This is a genomic window from Streptomyces sp. NBC_00090 (assembly GCF_045160815.1).
In the GTDB taxonomy this organism is placed as follows: Bacteria; Actinomycetota; Actinomycetes; order Streptomycetales; family Streptomycetaceae; genus Streptomyces.
In genome coordinates this window covers 8140131-8158388 of the sequence record NZ_CP108224.1, presented here as the reverse complement: position 1 = coordinate 8158388, position 18258 = coordinate 8140131, and the positions used below count along the sequence as shown (strand labels likewise).

Here is an 18258-nt window from a genome sequence, read left to right as displayed (position 1 = left end):
TCGTGCCTCAGAACCTCTCCGGCTTGACGAGGGCGAGGACGAGATAGCCGAGGAGACCGGCGGCCACCAGCAGACCGATGATGTTTTCGGCACTCACAGCTTGGCCACCCCCTTGGCGATGAAGGCCACCAGCGCGAAGATCGCGACCGTGATGACGACGAAGGCCACGTCGGCCATCGTGAGCTCCCGGATGCAGGAAGAAGGAAGAACGGATTCTCGGACGAGACGAGAAAACCGCGTTTCAGCCAAGGAACGGCTCTCGTTAACGTCCCTCTTACGCCCCGCAGCGTGCTCTTGACGCGTCCCCTACGGCTTCATGGCTCCCGGCTCGGAACCAGGTCACTCCCCCGCCCCCCCCCCGGCGCCCCGGAGGGTGCGGCTGTACCCCGGACATCAGCACGTCCAACCCCTGGCGGCTCGTCGCCATGACGACCCGGTCCCCGGCACGCAGTACCCTGCCGTGCACCGGCCGCCAGTCGAACCCGGGCATCCGGTCGAGGCGGAACCCTGCCAGGGTGTCCCCGGCTGGCGCCGGGGCACGGCCCCCGCCCCTACCGCGAGTACCCGCCACTCGTTCCCCCGGAACGCTTCGTGGACCGAGCGGCCCTCCAGCTCGGGGTGGCCGGCCACGTCGACGGCCGTGAAGAGCAGCGAACCGCGCTCGACCGGCATGACGCCCAGCACGTGGCGTCCCATCATCGCGGCGGCGAACGCCGGCGCCGCGAGGGCGGAGACGCTGCGGCTGCGGGTGAGCGCGCCGGGATACGAGGCGCGCATCGTGGCGGAGACCGTGGCGGCGAAGTCGTCGTCGTACAGCCGCACGACCACCGGATCGTCGGGTTGATCTCCCGGGCGGCCATCGCGATGTCGAGGTTCTCGCCGCGCGGGGCTCGTCGTGTTCGCGCAGCATGCGCATGACGGTGGCCGGGGCTGGGTGCTGGCCGCCCTTCTTGCCGGTTCGGATGACGAGGCGGGAGGCGATCTCGCGCAGCGAGAGGCGTTCGTCGTCGCGCATGCGCAGGGCGGCATGACCCGCTCAGTCGGTTTCGGATGTCTCTCGAGGGCGGGTGGAGTAGATCTTGTGCCAGTACTCGGCCGAGCGGACCAGGTCATCCATGACGTGGAGGAGGAACTGGCTCGTGTTGTCCAGTCGAGCGCCGGCGGGGGTGGTGGCGCCGAGTTTCCGGGCTCCGGTCGTGCAAGCCTCGGCGATCTGGGTTTGGTTGCGCGCGCTGGCCATGATCGATTGGAACACCACGTCGTCTTCGATGGCGTAGCGTTCGGCGCGACTGTGGGGGTCGCGTTCGCGTGTGACGAGTGCCTGGTTTTCCAGGTAGCCGATGGCCTTGGAGATGGAGGCGGGGCTGACGTGCAGGCGTCGCACGAGTTCCGCCGAGGTGAGGCTGCCGCTGTCGGTGGTGAAGAGCGCGGCGAGCACCTTGGCCATCATCTGCGGGAGCCCGGCCTGAACCATCAGTTCCACGCTCTGCGCGCTCACTTCGTCCACGAGCCGTGGATCGCGCCCGCCGAGGTCGACTCTTCCCGGTGAGGTTGTCGGCGCAGTGGTCCTGTCCTGACGCGCGTGCCGTGCGGCGGCTTGGTGGGCCGCCTCGGCGTGGTAGCCGCGCGGCCCACCGTTGCGCACCACCTCGCGGGTGACGGTCGAGGTCGGCCGCCCGATGCGGCGGCCGATGGCGGCGTAGGTCAGTCCCTCGCGCAGTCCCGCGGCGATCTGCCGCCGGTCCTGGAGGGTGAGTCTGTCACCAGGCATCGAGTGTCCTCCGCTGTTGCCGTCGGAGCCAGCTTAATGCAACGCAATCCGTTGCATTAGTCCTCATGCCTCATGCAACGATTTACCTCATCTACCTGGGAATACTCCGTTGCTTCACGTTAACGTGATTGCTGATTTGATGCATGCAACGTAATTTTCATAGAGACGTGAAGGTCCGGAGCTCATCGACGGAAGCGAATCCCATGCCTACCGACCTCGTTCACCCCGCGCTCACGGCGACCGCCGTACACAAGGCGTACGGCGACCACGTGGTGCTGAGCGGCATCGACTTCGACATCCCCACAGGATCGGTCTTCGCGCTGCTCGGCCCGAACGGCGCGGGCAAGACCACGATGGTGCAGATCCTGTCCACGCTCATCCGCGCCGACGCCGGGGAGATGCGGGTCGCCGGCCACGACGTGGTGCGGGATCCGGACGCGGTCCGTGCCACGATCGGTGTCACCGGTCAGTTCTCCGCGGTCGACGGCTTCCTCACCGGCGAGGAGAACCTGCTGCTGATGGCCGACCTGCACCACCTGCCCCGCCGGGAACGACGGCAGTGCGCCACCGACCTGCTGGAGCGTTTCGACCTGGTGGACGCGGCCCGCAAGCCCGCGATGACGTACTCCGGCGGGATGCGCCGCCGCCTGGACCTCGCGATGACGCTGGTCGGCCGACCCCGGGTGATCTTCCTCGACGAGCCGACCACCGGGCTGGACCCGCGCAGCAGGCAGACCATGTGGGAGATCATCCGCCGGCTGGTGACCGATGAGGGCGTCACGATCTTCCTCACCACCCAGTACCTCGACGAGGCCGACCAGCTTGCCGACCGCGTCGCGGTGCTGCACCAGGGGAAGATCGTCGCCCAGGGCACGCCGGAGGAGCTCAAGCGGCAGGTCGGCGGCGGCCACGTCACCCTGCGTTTCGCCGACGCACGCGGCCACGACTATGCGGCCCGGACCCTGGACGTGGTGTCCCGCGACGATGAGGCACTCACTCTGCAGGTCGCCAGCCAGGGCGACGTCCGGTCGTTGCGCGCACTCCTCGACTGGCTCGACCGCGCCTCGCTCACCGTGGACGAACTCCAGGTCCACGCCCCCGATCTCAACGACGTCTTCTTCGCGCTCACGGACAACCGCGTCGCGGAACAGGAGCCCGCCCGATGAGCACCGCCACCCACGCCTTCACCGATTCGGCGACCATGCTTCGCCGCCAGTTGCGGCACATGCTGCGCTACCCGACGCTCACCCTCACCGCCGCCGGGGTCCCGGTGATCTTCCTGCTGCTGTTCGTCTACGTCCTCGGCGGCATCCTCGGCAGCGGCCTCGGCGGTCCGTCGGGCGGCCGGGACACCTACGTGAACTACGTCGTCCCCGGCATCATCCTGATGACCGCGGCCACCGCGGCCCAGGGCACCGCGATCTCGGTGGCCATCGACATGACCGAGGGCATCGTCGCCCGGTTCCGCACCATGGCCATCGCCCGGGTCTCGGTGCTCACCGGCCACGTGCTGGGCAGCCTGACCCAGACCCTGCTGAGCATGGCCGTCGTCACCGGCGTCGCACTTCTGGTGGGCTTCGAGCCGACCGCGGACTTCGGCGAATGGCTCAGCGTGATCGGCATGCTCGTGCTCATCATCTTCGCGCTCACCTGGCTGTCGGTCGCGCTGGCCATCATGGCCAAGAGCGTCGCGGCCGCGAGCAACATGCTGACGCCACTGATGATCCTGCCGATGATGGGCAGCGGATTCGTCCCCACCGACTCGATGCCCGCTGGGCTCAAATGGTTCGCCGACTACCAGCCGTTCACCCCCTTCATCGAGACCCTGCGCGGACTGCTGATGGGTACCCCGATCGGCAACAACGCTCTTCTCGCCATCGGCTGGTGCGCCCTGATCACCCTGGGCGGCTACCTGTGGGCCAAGAAGCTCTACAACCGCGAGCCCACCCCGTGAGCGGCTCAGTTGCCGGTCTTGGACCACTTAGCCGGCCGAGCCGGGTCGCCCCGCTCTTGTTCGCCACCAGGTCCCAATCGCCGTCTACCAGCTTCCAGTTCACCAACAGCTCCTCAGGCGACCACTCTTGCTGCACGTCCATCCCGTGCCGCCGAACCTTGCCCGCGTGTCATCGATCACCCGCTCCACGACCGTCTGCCGTCTCAGACCGCGCAGGGCAGCGAGACGACCATCGTCAGGCCGCCGCCCGGGGTGTCCTCCGGGGTCAGCGTGCCGGACATTGCCTCGGTGAGGCCGCGGGCGAGGGCCAAGCCGAGGCCGACCCCCGTGGTGTTGTCCGTGTCACCCATGCGCTGGAACGGCTCGAAGACCCGCTCCCGGTCGCTGGGAGGCAGTCCGGGGCCGCGGTCGACGACCCTCAGTTCCACTCGGCCGGCAAGGGCGCTCACGGTGAGCAGGACGGGGTGGGCGGGTGGTGCGTAGCGGCTGGCGTTGCCCACAAGGTTGGCGATCACGCGTTCGAGCAGCGGTGGATCGGCGAAGACCTGCGGAGCCTGCTCAAAGCCGCGCAGGACAGGTCGGGGCGCGTCGGCGGGCAGGGTGTCGAGGGCTGCGGCCAGGACTTCTTCCAGAGCCGTGGGGCGGAGTGAGAGGTTCAGGGCGCCTGCCTGGAGGCGGCTCATGTCGAGGAGGTTGTCGATGAGCCGGGCCAGTCGGGCCATGGACTCGTCGGCTGTGGCGAGCAGTTCGTCGCGCTCGTCCGGGGTGAACTCCACGTCGGTACTACGCAGGGAGGCGACGGCTGCCCATCCGGCGGCGAGAGGCGTGCGCAGATCGTGGCTGACGGCGGCGAGCAGGGCTGTGCGCATGCGATCGGCGGCCCGGACGGGCTCCACCTCGGCGGCGGCCTCGGCGAGCCGGGCGCGCTCGGCAGCCGCGGTGACGTGGGCGGCGAAGGCGGCGAGGACACGGCGGTCCGAGGACGGCAGGGTCCGGCCGCGCAGGACGAGGAAGTGGCCGTCGCCGACGGTGACTTGGCTGACGGCGGCTTCGCCCGCATGGGCTGCGGGGAGCTGTGCGGCCGGTACGAGTTCGGCGGACTCGGCGCCGAAGATCTCCCGGGTACGGGCGAGCAGAGCCGCCACCGTGTGGTCACCGCGTACCACCGAACCGGCGAGCGAGGAGAGGGTCTCGGCCTCGGCGGTGGCCCGGGCCGCGCGTCTGGACAGGCGGAGGGAGCGGTCGACGGCACCGGCCATGACGGCGGCGACGAGGACGAACACCGCGAGGGCGAGCATGTTGTCCGCGTCGGCGAAGGTGAAGGCGCCCACGGGTGGGATGAACCAGTAGTTGAGCAGCAGCGACGCGGTGACCGCGGCGACGAGTGCCGAGACGACCCCACCGAGGCAGGCGACGCCGACGACGGTGGCGAGGAACAGGAGCGCCTCGCTGGTCAGGTTGAACACTCCCCGCGTGTGGTCCAGCAGCAGGGTGAGCAGGACTGGAAGGACGAGCCCTGTGAGCGGCCCGGCGACGCGGCGAGAGACCGGCAGCGTACGACGGCGGGAGGGCAGCAGCCGGCCGTGCCCCGCGCGCTCGTGGGTGACTGTGTGGACGTCGATGTCGCCGGAGAGCGCGACGGTCGTCTCGCCGATCCCCCGGCCCGTCAGGAAGCGTTCGAGACGGCCGCGCCGACTGGTACCGAGGATCAGCTGGGTGGCGTCCTCGGCCCGGGCGAACTCCACCAGGGCCGTGGGGACGTCGTCCCCAACGATTGTGTGGAAGGTGCCGCCGAGACTCTCGGCCAGCTGCCGCTGGCGGGCGAGGGCCGCGGAAGACGTACCGGCCGCGAGGCCGTCGCTGCGGACGACGTGCACGGCGAGCAGCCGGCCCTGGGCGGTCCGCGCGGCGATCCGGCTCGCGCGCCGGATCAGGGTGTCGCCCTCCGGGCCGCCGGTGAGGGCGACGACGATCCGCTCGCGTATCTCCCATACGCCACCTATCCCGCGCTCGGAGCGGTACTTCCGCAGGGCCTCGTCGACCCGGTCGGCCACCCACAGGAGGGCCAGTTCACGCAACGCGATGAGGTTGCCCGTACGGAAGTAACTGGCGAGGGCCGCGTCGACGTCCTCGGGTGGGTGGATGTTGCCGTGGGCCATCCGGCGTCGCAGTTCCTGCGGATCCATGTCCACGAGCTCGATCTGGTCGGCACGGCGGACGACCGCGTCGGGCACGGTCTCTCCCTGCGGCACCCCGGTGATCTTCTCGACGACGTCGCTGAGCGACTCCAGGTGCTGGACGTTGACCGTGGTGACGACGTCGATGCCGGCGGCGAGGAGTTCCTCGACGTCCTGCCAGCGGTGGGCGTTGCGGTGGCCCGGCGCGTTGGTGTGGGCGAGGTCGTCGACGAGGATCAGGGCCGGTCCGCGACGCAGGGCCCGGTCGAGGTCGAGGTCGAGCTCTGGGCGAACCCGGCTGCCGTGGACGGCGCGGGCAGGCTCCAACGTCTCCAGGCCCGCGAGCATCGCCTCGGTGTGAGGGCGACGGCGGCAGTCGGCGATGCCGACGACGACGTCGGCGCCGCGCGCGGCTCTGCGTCTGCCCTCGTCCAGCATGCGATAAGTCTTGCCGACCCCGGTGGCGGCACCGACGAAGACCTTGAGCCTCCCCGGACGGACCTCCGGGTCGACAGGCTCCGACGGTGCGGGAAGGTTCAGAACTTCTCCGGTCGGATCAGTGCTGCCACCAGATAGCCGACGAGGCAGACGGCGACGATCAGTCCGACCACGTTCTCCACGCTCATGAGCGGTTCACTCCCTGGTGATTCCCGACGGGTGTCCTGCTGCGAGGAAACCCGGCGCGCGGCGCGCGTACGAGCACCTTGACGGGTCCCTTGCGCGGTCCCGGCGGATGCTGACGGCGTCTTGTCGGATCCCTTGCGCGGAGCCGCTCGATCAGCGGAACTCGGCAATGCGTGGTCGCAGCCCCAGGACGGCCAGGATGGCGGCGAGAGGGCAGGCGACCGCCCAGGGCAGGCACCCGGCGAGCGCGCTGCCGTCGTCGGCGGCCGTGCCGAAGGCCCGGCTGCTGATGGCCGTGACCTCGTCGAGGGCTTTCATCCACGCGCCGAAGTGGGCGTTAAACCTCTCCAGTTCCCAGCTGATGCGAACGAGACGGCCTCCCGCCTACCGGCGGCGACCATGGAGCGGACGGTGCGGTCGTCCCGCTGGGACCCCGCAAACGCCGCGGCGGCCGCTCCCCGGGGAAGGTGATTCTGTACAGCTCCCGCCAGAGGTGGCAGTGAGCGCCTGGGAGCCGAGGAAGACGGCACGGAGGGCGCAGGCGGTGGCGGCGACCAGGCCCGGGTTGAGGCTGCGCTGAAAGCGGCGCGCTATCTACCACTGGAGCAGAACGAGTACGGCAAGCAGTGTGAAGCCGAGGGCCAGGAGCAGGGCCGCTTGTGTGCCGAGGCGCTCCCCGTCTCGCCGCAGTGCCGGGCCCGCTGGGCGGCCTTCACTGACGCGGAACGGCGATGCCGGCTGCGCGCAGTTTCGCCTCGATCAGCGTGTTCAACCGGGCGATGGACGGTGACTGGTCTTCCCGGTGGTGGTTGACCATTCCGTACCGGGAGGCGGCGTCGGACTGGTTCCGGAACTCGGTCGGCATCGCCAGCAGCGCGCGGTTGGCCAGTAGCTTGTCGGCCAGCGTGGATGCCAGCTCCTCGATCCGCGGGTCGTCCGGGTCCCAGGACCTCGCGTCCCAGCCGCGCTTGGTCAGCTCGACAGACTGGGGATCGCCAAGCGAGTGTTCGAGCCGGTTCAGGAAGCTGTCGAAGATCTCCGGGACCAGCGCCCGGGTCAGGACCAGAGCCTCCCGTTGACCGGCCACATAGTCGGGACCGAAGCCGAGTTCGGCGAGTCGGTCCAAGACCGCGCAGGCCCGGTCGGGAAGCAGGGCCCGGTCGCCGTGGTCGAGACGGTGCAGCCTGTCGCGGCGCGCGATCAGGTCGTCGATCCGTTCGGTGAGCTGGTGATGGACGTCGTCCAGGGTGGTGGCGAACGTCTGGGGATCAGCGTCGAGCAGGTCACCGATCTCGGCCAGTGGCACGCCGGCCGCGGCCAGGGTCCGGACCTGGACCAGCCGGAACAGTTCGCCCGATCCGTAACGGCGGTAGCCGGAACGGGCGCGTTCCGGCTCGGCGACCAGGCCGAGCCGGTGATAGTGCCGCACGGTCTTGATCGTGACACCGACGAACGCCGCCGCCTGACCGATCGTGAGCCCGTCTGCCATCGGCTCGGCACACCTCCAGGTCGTGGGCGGCCGCGGTCTCGCGAACCGCGTCGGCGACGGCCGGGAAGTCCGGACGATCACAGGGGCGAGGATAGCGCGCACCAGTTCCAGCCCATCCCTCCTGCCGCCGAGGAGGTCCGGGACGCCCTCGGTCGGTACTGGTCACCCCTTGATCGCGACAGGGGGTTGACCTTGACCGTGGGTCAAGGCTGCAGGCTCTTCACATGGCCGGTCGAAGGGCCAGGCAGCCACCAGGGCCGCCGTGAGAACTCACACCGTGAACAGGAGCTTCATCATGGGAACAAGCAACAGCGGCTTCTCCGACGCAGGGCTGCGCCGACTGCGCGAGGTGCTGGCACGGCATGTCGAGTCCAAGAAGATTCCCGGCCTTGTCGCCCTGGTCAGCCGCGGCGGCCAGACGCACGTCGAAGCGATCGGGACGATGCGTCATGACGGTGGCTCGCCGATGCGCCGGGACACGATCTTCCGGATGGCGTCCACGTCCAAGCCGGTCACGATGGCGGCGGCGATGATCCTGCTCGACGAGTGCCGGCTGCGGCTGGACGACCCGGTGGATCAGTGGCTGCCCGAACTCGCCGACCGGCAGGTGTTGAAGCGGCCCGACGGGCCGCTGGACGACACCGTGCCGGCACAGCGCCCGATCACCGTACGGGACCTGCTGACCTCCACGTTCGGTCTCGGGGTGGACTTCGAGTCGATGGCTTCCCCGATCAGGGCCGCGACCTTCGAGCGTCTCGACTACAGCGTGGCCTCCGGGCCGGCGCCCGAGCCGGACGAGTGGATGCGCCGCCTCGGTGAGCTGCCGCTGCAGTACCAGCCCGGAGTGCGGTGGCAGTACGACCTCAGCAACGAGGTGGTCGGCGTGCTTGTCTCCAGGGTCACAGGACAGTCGTTGGAGGCGTTCCTGCGCGAGCGCGTCCTCGATCCGCTGGGGATGAAGGACACCGCCTTCCACGTGCCCGCCGACAAGATCGACCGACTGCCGCCCCTGTACGGGCCCGACCCGCAGACCGGCGAGTTCGTCGTGTGGGACGAGGCGGCAGGGGGAAGGTCCAGCGTGCCCCCCGCGTTCCAGGGCGCCGGCGGCGGGCTGGTCTCCACCGCCGACGACTACCACGCCTACTTCCAGATGCTGCTGAACCAGGGAATGCACGGGAGCGAACGGATCTTGTCCCGGGCCGCCGTCGAGCTGATGACCACCAACCGTCTCTCGTCCGAGCAACTAGCCGCCCGGGACGCCATGTTCGGCAACGTCGCCCACCTGTCGTCCGGCCAGGGGTCGCACGGCGGCTGGGGCTTCGGGATGGCGGTCCGCACACATCGCGGCGACTACGCGCCCATCGGCCAGTTCGGCTGGTTCGGCGGCACCGGCACCACCGCCTACGCGGACAGGACCAACCAGCTCACCGGAGTCCTGCTCACCCAGGTCGGACTGTCCACCCCGGACTCGCCGCGCGCCATGAACGACTTCTGGACCACGCTCTACCAGGCCATCGACTGACAACGAGCTCGACCGCTACCTCGCGGCTGGGGTCAGAGACAAGAGCCCGGGGCAGGCGCCGGGCGTCATTCCTCGTCGGTGGCGTCCTGCTCGCGTTGCCGGCAGGGCTGACGGACGGCCGTCCGGTCCGCGACCCCCGCGTTGTCGCGGACCGGAACGGCCCACCGGTCGTCCAGCCGTCGTGGGTGTGGTGGTGACGGTCCGGGCCGTCATTTCCGGACCGTGTGCGCTACCGGCAGTGGTGGCCACGCATCCCTCCCACCTCACACCTCGGACGGCTGTCCAATCCCCCGTGGTGAGGAGTCTGCGGTCGGTTCCGGCCACCGCCCGACGGCGTTGACGTGGCCCTGACGCTCCTTCGGTCCGATTTGATGTGGCCTTGACGGCGGCGGCCAACAGCCGTCAGAGAGGCGTCAATTCGGGTGTTCTGATGCGACTTCCGTCTCCTGGTGGGCCTAGCTTTCTTCTCGGTCGCTCACCGGGCCGCGGACGTCAGTGGCCTGATCGTCCCGGACCGCGGGGGCACGGCAGCCCCTCCCATCCGGCAGCCGTGCCCCCGCACCATGAGCGTCGCTGTCCGTCCGCAGCCGTCCTGTGGGTGCCGGGAACTCCCCGTGCGCCCACGGGGCGCGGACGAGGACGGCCCGTGCTCTCCCGGCCTGCGCCGATCGGGCTGCCGGGCTTCATCAGAAGGTCTTCCGCGATGCATTCCCGCGCGCCCCAGCAGGCGCCTTCCGCTCCACCCATGTCGGCTCCGCCGTCCGCTCCGCCGCGCAACCCGGCCCCCGGGCCGAAGCGGCGGCGCTCCGCACGGAGCAGTGGCCTGCTCGATCCCGTACAACTGGTGAAGTGTTTCCCCGAGGCCGTGCGCAAGCTGCATCCGCGGACTCTGGTGCGCAATCCCGTGCTGTTCGTCGTCGGGGTCGGTTCGGTGCTCACGACGCTGTCGGCACTCTTCGACCCGTCCGTGTTCACCTGGGTGATCAGCGTCTGGCTGTGGCTGACGGTGATCTTCGCGAACCTCGCCGAGGCGGTGGCGGAGGGCCGCGGCAAGGCCCAGGCCGAGTCGCTGCGCCGGGCGCGTACGGACACGGTGGCGCTGCGGCTGCGCCACTGGCGGTACGGGACGGACCTCGACCGGGCGGAGACGGAGGCCGTCGCCGCCACCGACCTGAGGCTCTTCGACTTCGTGCTCGTCGAGGCGGGCGAGCTGATCCCGGCAGACGGTGACGTCGTCGACGGGGTCGCGGCGGTCGACGAGTCAGCCGTCACCGGAGAGTCCGCGCCCGTCATCCATGAGTCCGGCGGCGACCGGACGGGAGTGACGGGCGGGACGACGGTCCTGTCGGACCGGATCGTCGTACGGGTCACCTCCCGCCCGGGCCACTCCTTCATGGACCGGATGATCGCCCTCGTCGAGGGTGCGTCCCGGCAGAAGACGCCGAACGAGATCGCGCTGAACATCCTGCTCGCCGCGCTCACCGTCGTCTTCGTCCTGGTGGTCGTGGCGATCCAGCCGATGGCCTCGTACGCGGGCGCCGTCCCGTCCACCACCGTGCTCGTGGCCCTGCTCGTGACCTTGATCCCGACGACGATCGGCGCGCTGCTCTCGGCGATCGGCATCGCGGGTATGGACCGGCTCGTGCAGCGCAACGTCCTCGCCATGTCGGGGCGCGCGGTCGAGGCGGCGGGGGACATCACCACCCTGCTCCTCGACAAGACGGGGACCATCACCCTGGGGAACCGGGAGGCCGCCGACTTCGTGCCCCTGCCGGGGGTCGAGGAGGCGCAGCTCGCGAACGCCGCGCAGCTGGCCTCACTCGCCGACGAGACCCCGGAGGGCCGGTCCGTGGTGGTCCTGGCCAAGGTGCGGTACGGGCTGCGGGCTCCCGCCGAGGGCGAGTTGGCGAATGCCCGGTTCGTGGAGTTCAGCGCGCAGACCCGGATAAGCGGCGTCGACCTGCGCTGGGACAACGGCGCCGCCTGCCACCTCCGCAAGGGCGCGACGGCGCAGGTCATCGCCTGGGTCGAGATGTACGGGGGCAAGGTGCCGGGCGAGGCGCGCGCCTGGAGCGACCAGATCTCGGGCGCCGGAGGCACCCCGCTCCTGGTGGCCGTCAACGACTGGGACGGGCCCCGTGTCCTCGGGATCGTCCACCTCAAGGACGTGGTGAAGGACGGCATCAAGGAGCGGTTCGCGGAGCTGCGCCGGATGGGCATCCGTACGGTGATGATCACCGGCGACAATCCGCTCACCGCGCGCGCCATCGCCCACGAGGCCGGCGTCGACGACTTCCTCGCCGAGGCCACCCCCGAGGACAAGCTTGTCCTCATCAAGAAGGAGCAGGAGGGAGGGAAGCTGGTCGCGATGACCGGCGACGGCACCAACGACGCACCCGCGCTGGCCCAGGCGGACGTCGGTGTCGCCATGAACACGGGCACGTCGGCCGCGAAAGAGGCCGGCAACATGGTCGACCTCGACTCCAACCCGACCAAGCTCATCGAGATCGTCGAGATCGGCAAGCAACTCCTCATCACACGAGGCGCGTTGACGACCTTCTCGATCACGAACGACGTGGCGAAGTACTTCGCCATCATCCCGGCCATGTTCACGGGGGCGTACCCGGGGCTCGAAGCATTGAACATCATGGGGCTGCACAGCCCCACTTCGGCGATCACCTCGGCCATCATCTTCAACGCCCTGATCATCGTGGCCCTGATCCCCCTCGCGCTGCGCGGCGTCCGCTACCGGCCCGCCTCCGCGCACGACCTGCTGCGCCGCAATCTCCTGGTGTACGGCCTCGGCGGACTCGTCCTGCCCTTCCTCGGCATCAAGGTCATCGACCTGCTCGTCTCCACCGTCCCCGGCCTCGGGTGAACCTTCATCAGTAGGGCGTCAGGGAACCGTCGTTCGCCTTGTCCGAGACCTCCGGCGCGGGTTCGATGGGAACCATGAACAGCGCGTGGCTCCTGACCGACCGGCCGCCCCATCGGGCGCCCCGTCGTGAGCCCCGCTGTCCGGAGACGTCCGCCCGCCGCTGACGTACCTCCGCATCACCCCGGGGCGTCGTGACATCCCTTGTCCGGCGCCCCTTCTTCGTACCCGTACACACCTTTCACTCCCGAGGGACTGACCAGTCATGTCCGTATCCGACCTTTCCTCCCGCACCGTCCTGGTGACCGGCGCCACCTCCGGCATCGGCTACCAGACCGCACGGCTCCTCGCCGAACGCGGCGCCACAGTGCTCGTCCACGGCCGCACGGCCGAGGAGGCGCACGCCGCCACCGACCGGCTCGTCACCCTCGCCGACGTCGACGGGTCCCGGCTGTGCGCGTTCGGCGCGGACTTCACCCGCCTGGAGGAGGTCGAGCGGCTCGCCGCCCGCGTTCTCGCCGAGCATCCGCACCTCGACGTCCTCGTCAACAACGCGGGCATGGCGGCGCCCGAGCGGCACACCGTCACCGCCGACGGCAACGAGATCGCGTTCCAGGTCAACTTCCTCGCGCACTACCTGCTCACCCACCTTCTCGAACCGGCGCTGACCACCGACCCCGGCGGCCGGGTCGTCAACGTCTCGTCCTCGCTGCACCGCACCGGCTCCATCGCGTGGAACGACCCCAACCGCGTCCGCCGCTACTCGCGCCTCGCCGCCTACGCCCAGTCGCAGCTCGCCCTGACGGTCTTCGCGGCCGACCCGCGGGTCACCGCCGTCTCCGTCCACCCCGGCATCTGCACCACCAGCCTCCTCCCCCTGTACGCCCACGAGGGCGCCGCGCCGGCCGAGGGTGCCGCCCACGTCGTGCGGCTCTGCGACCCGGCCGTCGAGATCGTCAACGGCGCCTACTACGACCGCGATCACCGGGTCGCTCCCGCGCCCGCCGCCTCCGAGGCCCGCACCGTCAAGCGCCTCACCAAGCTCGCCGACCTCCTCGTCGGTCAGAGCGCCTGACCTACCTGAAAGGACAACCCCTCATGTCGAAGCGCGCAAGAAAGCGGCGGGATCGTCGCAAGAAGAAGGCGAACCACGGCCGCAAGGCCGGACAGCGCTGACTCAAAGGGGGGGCGGCCCCGCATCCGGGCCGCCCCCCTTTCCCATTCCGTACTTCCCGTACCAGGAGGTCCTGTGATCCCGCACCCGTCCCACGCCCGGGCGTTCCTCACCGGTGCTCCCGGTACGGCGGCTCTCGCCGAGCACGTCCTCGCGACCGGCCACGGACAGTGGTGGACCGACCGGGCCGACCGTCCGCGCGTGGTGGCGGTCTCGTGCGGCGATCACGCCCTCCTGGCCGGCGATCCCACCGCCGTGACTCCGACGGAGTTGGCCCCGCTCGCCGGGCACTACATCGAGACGGCCGACCGCTTCCTGCCCGCCCTGGGCGCCGCCTTCGAGCAGCTCGTACCGTGGGAACGGATGCTCTACATCCACCGCGCCGAAGCCATGGCGCCCCGCGTCCCCCGAGGCGTGACCGTCCGCCGCCTGACCCCCGAGGACGCCCCGGCGCTCGCCGCGCTCGACCCGTCCATGTCCTGGATCCACGGGAGTTGGGAAGGACCCACCGCCCTCGCCGCATCGGGCGCCGGCTGGGTCGCGGTGCGTAAGGGCCGGGTCCTCGCCGTGGCGTGCAGCCGGTACGTCGGCAGCCGCTACGAGGACGTCGCCTGCGCCACCGCGCCCGACGAGCGCCGTCAACACCTGGCCCTGGCCTGCGTCTCCGGGCTGACCGCCGACATCGCGGCGCGCGGCCACCTCGCCAGCTGGTCCTGCTCCCGCGACAACCGCCCCAGCCGCCTCCTCGCCTGGACCGCGGGCTTCCGGCTGGCCCACGAATACGTCCACCACATCGCCGGACCCGTCAGCCACGCGTCAAAATTGGCCGAGGCGGCATAGACACCCCGTCAAGGCACACCGACAGCAGGCGGCCGTGGATCTAGCGTCCGTTCCATGGAGCCCCGATTCGTCCCGCAGCCAAAACACTGTGACCTCACCGTCCACGACAGCAAGTGGGCCGACGAGGCCTACGCCGCCGTCGGCTGCGCCGGCCTCCTGCTGGCTCTGTCACTGATCGTGGACGCCTGCGACGGCGGTCTGGCCCTGCCGACCGCGCTGCTGTGGATCTCCCTCTCCGTCGCACTCTTCGTGGTCCTGCTGCCCGCCAGGGTCGTCGCGGCACCGGGCCGGCTGACCGTTCAGGGCCTGTGGACCCGGACGACCGTACGCACGGACCGGCTCGCCGTCGTCCGCTGGCCGGACGGGATCGAACAGCGCCTCGTGCTGACCGACACGGAGGGTGGCAGGGCCCAGATCGACGTGCGCGTCCTCCTCGCCAATCCGCCGCTCTGGCTGCTCCTGGAAACCGACGCACGGACCTCGTACGAGGAGGGCACCCTCCAGGAAGGCGTGCGGGACCTCGACCGGCTCGCGCGCCGCGTCGAGCGGGACACGGCTCACTCGGTCTTCACGATCTCGGGCCTACATTGACCACCTCGTCGTCCAGCGCGGCGGCGGCCTGAGCCGCCAGGTCGGCGGCGACCAGCCGGGCCTCCAGTGACGGCGGTACGGTGCCGGGTTCGGGGGTCAGCAGGAAGCGGCCCTGATGCCGCCCGTGGACGATGGCACGCAGTTCGATCTCACCCTCGGGCCAGCCCTGCCGCTCCAGGTCCCAGATCCAGCCGTCCACCTTCACCGTCCCGTCCGGGTCAAGACGCGGCGGGCGCCCGAGCAGCGATCCGTACTCGAAACGGCACGCCCTCAGCTCCAGCACCTCGACCAGCTCTTGCCGCACCTGCTGGACGACGTCGTCGGAGGACGTACTCGATCGGGCCAGGCGGGTCGTGCCGTGCAGCCGCTCCAGATGTGTGGCATCCGTGACCGCGACCCGCTTCATGGTCCGACCGCGCGCGGCCAGCTGGGACACGATCAGGCCGACGACCAGGAGCAGGACGGCGGTCTCGATCTCGGCCCGGTCCTCGATGTGGAAGCTCTGGTACGGCTCGGTGTGGAAGAAGTCGAACCACGCGGCGGCCGACAGAGCGGCGAGCGCACCGGCGAACCAGTTGCCGAACGCCGAAACAGCCACGACCACGACAACGAGCAGCAGCGCGACATTGGTGTGCGTGACGGACGTCCGCAGCGGCATCAACACAAGGGCCGCGGCAAACGGTGCCAGGGCTCCGGCCGCCACCGCGGCTGCGTCCCGAAGCGGAACCTTCATGACCCACCTCGCAGGATCCGGCCCCCACTCTCCCTCTGTCATGTCAAGCCTCCGCCCGGTGCGGCGTGGGTGGCACCGGGCGGAGGCGTCTTTGATGGATCTCTGACGGTCGGGAGCGGGAAGCGGTCAGCAGCGGAAACGGAGTCGGCACACGACGGCGTTCGTGTCGCGGCGGACGGCATGGGCGACGACCGCGCCCCGTTGGTTCTGCAGTGCGCGTTGCCACAGGTGCTCGGGCTCGGCCTCCGGGATGAGGACGGTGACGCGGGTTCCCGGTTCGGTCGTCCCCAGGTCGCGTACGTAGGCGGTGATGGGCCGGCCGAGAGAGCGGCGCTCCGAGGGGAGCCGCACCAGGGTGACGCCCGGGTTCCACAGGGCCCAGTCGCGTTCCAGCGCCTCGGTGGCAGCCAGGTCCTCGGGGTCCGGGTGGCAGACCGTGAGGGCGCGGACCTCGTCGCCGAGGGAGACCGCGGCGGTGAGGGCCTCGCTGGTGAGTCGGGTCAGGGAGGACACGGGCACGAGGACCAGGGAGCGTTCCCGATGTGGAGGCTCGGGGACCCGGCCGACACCGAGGCGCTCGCCGATCCGCCCGTACGCCCGGTGCACGGACTCGAAGACGAGGACGAGGACCGGCAGGGCGATCACGATCAGCCAGGCGCCGTCGTGGAACTTGGTGGCGGTGACGACGATCGCGGAGACCCCGGTGAGGACGGCACCGAGGCCATTGAGCAGGGCCTTCGCCGCCCAGCGGGGGCCTCGTCCGCGGCGCCAGTGCAGGACCATCCCGGTCTGGGCGATCGTGAAGCCGACGAAGACGCCGATCGCGAAGAGCGGCACGAGGGTGTTGGTGTCACCGCCGGAGAAGACCAGGAGGCCGGCCGAGACGACGGCCAGCCAGACGACGCCGTGGCGGTGGACCTGTCGGTCGGCCTTCAGGCCGAAGACGTGCGGAAGGTAGTTGTCTCGCGCGAGCAGTTTCAGCAGGACGGGCAGACCGCCGAAGGACGTGTTCGCGGAGAGCGCGAGGAGCACCATGGTGGCGAACTGGATGACGTAGAAGGCCCAGTTGTGGCCGAGCGAGGCGTCGGCGAGCTGGGCGAGGACGGTGACTCCCTCGACCGGCTGAAGACCGAAACGGGAGATCAGGACGGACAGACCGATCAGCATCACGCCGAGGAGCGCGCCGAGCGCGACCTCCGCGCGCATCGCCCGCTTGGCGGCGGGGGCACGGAACGACGGCACGGCGTTGGCGATGGCCTCGACGCCCGTGAGGGCGGAGCAGCCGGAGGCGAACGCCTTCAGCAGGAGCAGCGCGCCGACGGTGGTGGCGTTGTCGGCGAGGGCGGAGGCGTGGCCAGCGGACGCGGCCGTGGAGACCGGGGCGTCACGGAAGAGGCCGACGACGATCAGCACCAGGATCGCGCCGATGAAGACGGCGGTCGGGGCGATGAACATTCGGGCCGACTCGACGATGCCCCGCAGGTTCACCCCCGTGATCAGCACGAGAACCGCCAGGCATATCCACAGCCGGTCGCCGTACAGCTCGGGGAACGCGGATGTCAGGGCGGCGACACCGGCCGTCACGGCCACGGCGACGTTCAGGACGTAGTCCAGGACGAGCGAACCGGCGGCGACCAGACTGGTGCGACGGCCCAGGTGCGCCTTCGCCACCGCGTACGATCCGCCGCCGTCCGGGAAGGCGGCGATGACCTGCCGGTACGAGGCCACGAGGACGGCCAGCAGGCCCGCGATGGCCAGAGTGACCGGGAGGGTGAAGCCGAGCCCGTATCCGCCGGCCGCCGCGAGGACCAGGACGATCGCTTCGGGGCCGTACGCCACGGAGGCCATCGCGTCGAGCGAGAGGGCGGCGAGCCCGGTGACGGCGGTCAGCTTGTGGCGTGCGCCGGAATCCGGGGGCTCCTCGACGACGGGCGTGGCACCGTTCTCGGTGGTCAGAGCGGACATGCGGGTGGTCTCCTTCGTACTCAGGTCCGCTCAGGGTGCGCCCCGGTCAGCAGGCTCCCCGCGCTTCCTGTCGGGTTCTTGCCGCCCGACGGTGCTCTCTTCACACCTTCTTGACGCGAGCGCTCAGGAACCATGGGCGCCCACGGAGCTACGGTCATGACATGAACCGGAACAGCGCGCGGACGTCCGCCGACAGCCGCATGCGACGCATGTCGCTGTCGCTCGCCTCGGCTGCTCTGCCCGTCAGCGTCCTCGGAGTCGTCTACGGCACCATGTGGCTGCTCGGCGTAGGAGCCTGGTTCCTCATCGCGGCCATCCTGATCGAGCTCGTCTACCGACCGTGATCCAGACGTCGGGGCCCTGCCGTCAAGGACGAGAATCGGTCCCCCAGAGGCACGCGTCAGCGCCTTCCGGTCTCACAGAGCGCCGGCGCCCTCGGTGGGTGGGAACCAAGGATGAGCCCGACCGGTGCATCTTGACGCATTCCTGACGCGCCCGCCCCGATCGGTCGTTGGCGCGTTGTTTACGCTGGCCCGGCCCGTC

The 18258-nt window shown here is 70.2% G+C and carries 19 protein-coding genes; 9 read left to right on the top strand and 10 right to left on the bottom strand.

Features of this window, described 5'->3' with window-relative positions:
* Positions 1 to 7: 7 nt before the first annotated feature.
* The 4 genes from kdpF (OG361_RS36300) to OG361_RS36285 all read right to left on the bottom strand — a co-directional run bounded on the left by kdpF (OG361_RS36300) (position 8) and on the right by OG361_RS36285 (position 1771).
* Positions 8 to 97, bottom strand: a complete 90-nt coding sequence (gene kdpF, locus OG361_RS36300) for a K(+)-transporting ATPase subunit F (RefSeq protein WP_056647661.1) — start codon at positions 95 to 97, stop codon at positions 8 to 10.
* Complete coding sequence (locus OG361_RS36295) at positions 94 to 249, bottom strand: hypothetical protein (protein ID WP_231076036.1); 156 nt, start codon at positions 247 to 249, stop codon at positions 94 to 96. The genes kdpF (OG361_RS36300) and OG361_RS36295 overlap by 4 nt, the downstream gene beginning before the upstream one ends.
* 144 nt (positions 250 to 393) lie before the next feature.
* The gene (locus tag OG361_RS36290) at positions 394 to 822 is read right to left on the bottom strand and encodes a hypothetical protein (RefSeq protein ID WP_399221932.1); all 429 of its coding nucleotides are present in this window, start codon (positions 820 to 822) and stop codon (positions 394 to 396) included.
* Positions 823 to 1036: 214 nt separating this feature from the next.
* Positions 1037 to 1771, bottom strand: a complete 735-nt coding sequence (locus tag OG361_RS36285) for a helix-turn-helix domain-containing protein (RefSeq protein ID WP_405860465.1) — start codon at positions 1769 to 1771, stop codon at positions 1037 to 1039.
* Between the two features lie 203 nt (positions 1772 to 1974).
* Between OG361_RS36285 and OG361_RS36280 the strand changes: the two genes are divergently transcribed.
* Together OG361_RS36280 and OG361_RS36275 are read left to right on the top strand one after the other, a co-directional pair.
* Positions 1975 to 2937 (top strand): ATP-binding cassette domain-containing protein, encoded by a 963-nt coding sequence (locus OG361_RS36280; RefSeq protein ID WP_405860463.1) that lies wholly within the window; start codon positions 1975 to 1977, stop codon positions 2935 to 2937.
* Positions 2934 to 3725 (top strand): ABC transporter permease, encoded by a 792-nt coding sequence (locus OG361_RS36275; protein ID WP_405860462.1) that lies wholly within the window; start codon positions 2934 to 2936, stop codon positions 3723 to 3725. Before OG361_RS36280 ends, OG361_RS36275 begins: the two co-directional genes overlap by 4 nt.
* Positions 3726 to 3928: 203 nt before the next feature.
* Here the strand turns inward: OG361_RS36275 and OG361_RS36270 are convergent, their stop codons facing one another.
* From OG361_RS36270 to OG361_RS36255, 4 genes are all read right to left on the bottom strand, one after another.
* The gene (locus OG361_RS36270) at positions 3929 to 6340 is read right to left on the bottom strand and encodes an ATP-binding protein (protein WP_405860460.1); all 2412 of its coding nucleotides are present in this window, start codon (positions 6338 to 6340) and stop codon (positions 3929 to 3931) included.
* Positions 6341 to 6438: 98 nt separating this feature from the next.
* On the bottom strand, positions 6439 to 6528 hold the full coding sequence (gene kdpF / locus OG361_RS36265) for a K(+)-transporting ATPase subunit F (protein WP_231076030.1): 90 nt from the start codon (positions 6526 to 6528) through the stop codon (positions 6439 to 6441).
* 151 nt (positions 6529 to 6679) lie between these two features.
* Positions 6680 to 6844: a hypothetical protein gene (locus OG361_RS36260; RefSeq protein ID WP_405860457.1), complete on the bottom strand. Its 165-nt coding sequence runs from the start codon at positions 6842 to 6844 to the stop codon at positions 6680 to 6682.
* A 394-nt stretch (positions 6845 to 7238) separates the two neighbouring features.
* Positions 7239 to 8015, bottom strand: coding sequence for a MerR family transcriptional regulator (locus tag OG361_RS36255; protein ID WP_405860455.1), 777 nt, complete (start codon positions 8013 to 8015; stop codon positions 7239 to 7241).
* A gap of 295 nt (positions 8016 to 8310) precedes the next feature.
* On the opposite strand from OG361_RS36255, the gene OG361_RS36250 reads away from it, so the two are divergent.
* The 6 genes from OG361_RS36250 to OG361_RS36225 all read left to right on the top strand — a co-directional run bounded on the left by OG361_RS36250 (position 8311) and on the right by OG361_RS36225 (position 15017).
* A complete protein-coding gene (locus OG361_RS36250; protein WP_405860453.1) occupies positions 8311 to 9537 on the top strand; it encodes a serine hydrolase domain-containing protein in 1227 nt (408 codons plus the stop codon).
* 745 nt (positions 9538 to 10282) lie between these two features.
* The gene (gene kdpB, locus OG361_RS36245) at positions 10283 to 12415 is read left to right on the top strand and encodes a potassium-transporting ATPase subunit KdpB (RefSeq protein WP_405860452.1); all 2133 of its coding nucleotides are present in this window, start codon (positions 10283 to 10285) and stop codon (positions 12413 to 12415) included.
* A gap of 262 nt (positions 12416 to 12677) precedes the next feature.
* Positions 12678 to 13487 (top strand): SDR family NAD(P)-dependent oxidoreductase, encoded by an 810-nt coding sequence (locus OG361_RS36240; RefSeq protein WP_405860450.1) that lies wholly within the window; start codon positions 12678 to 12680, stop codon positions 13485 to 13487.
* Positions 13488 to 13510: 23 nt separating this feature from the next.
* A complete protein-coding gene (locus tag OG361_RS36235; protein WP_374119830.1) occupies positions 13511 to 13588 on the top strand; it encodes a 50S ribosomal protein bL37 in 78 nt (25 codons plus the stop codon).
* Positions 13589 to 13661: 73 nt separating this feature from the next.
* Positions 13662 to 14426: a GNAT family N-acetyltransferase gene (locus tag OG361_RS36230; protein ID WP_405860448.1), complete on the top strand. Its 765-nt coding sequence runs from the start codon at positions 13662 to 13664 to the stop codon at positions 14424 to 14426.
* A gap of 54 nt (positions 14427 to 14480) precedes the next feature.
* Positions 14481 to 15017, top strand: a complete 537-nt coding sequence (locus tag OG361_RS36225; protein ID WP_405860446.1) for a hypothetical protein — start codon at positions 14481 to 14483, stop codon at positions 15015 to 15017.
* On the opposite strand, the gene OG361_RS36220 is transcribed toward OG361_RS36225, so the two are convergent.
* Positions 14995 to 15750, bottom strand: coding sequence for a DUF4118 domain-containing protein (locus tag OG361_RS36220; RefSeq protein WP_405860444.1), 756 nt, complete (start codon positions 15748 to 15750; stop codon positions 14995 to 14997). The genes OG361_RS36225 and OG361_RS36220 overlap by 23 nt on opposite strands.
* A gap of 126 nt (positions 15751 to 15876) precedes the next feature.
* Complete coding sequence (locus OG361_RS36215) at positions 15877 to 17715, bottom strand: APC family permease (protein ID WP_405860442.1); 1839 nt, start codon at positions 17713 to 17715, stop codon at positions 15877 to 15879.
* 161 nt (positions 17716 to 17876) lie between these two features.
* Between OG361_RS36215 and OG361_RS36210 the strand changes: the two genes are divergently transcribed.
* The gene (locus OG361_RS36210) at positions 17877 to 18059 is read left to right on the top strand and encodes a hypothetical protein (protein WP_231076020.1); all 183 of its coding nucleotides are present in this window, start codon (positions 17877 to 17879) and stop codon (positions 18057 to 18059) included.
* The last annotated feature ends 199 nt before the right edge of the window (positions 18060 to 18258 follow it).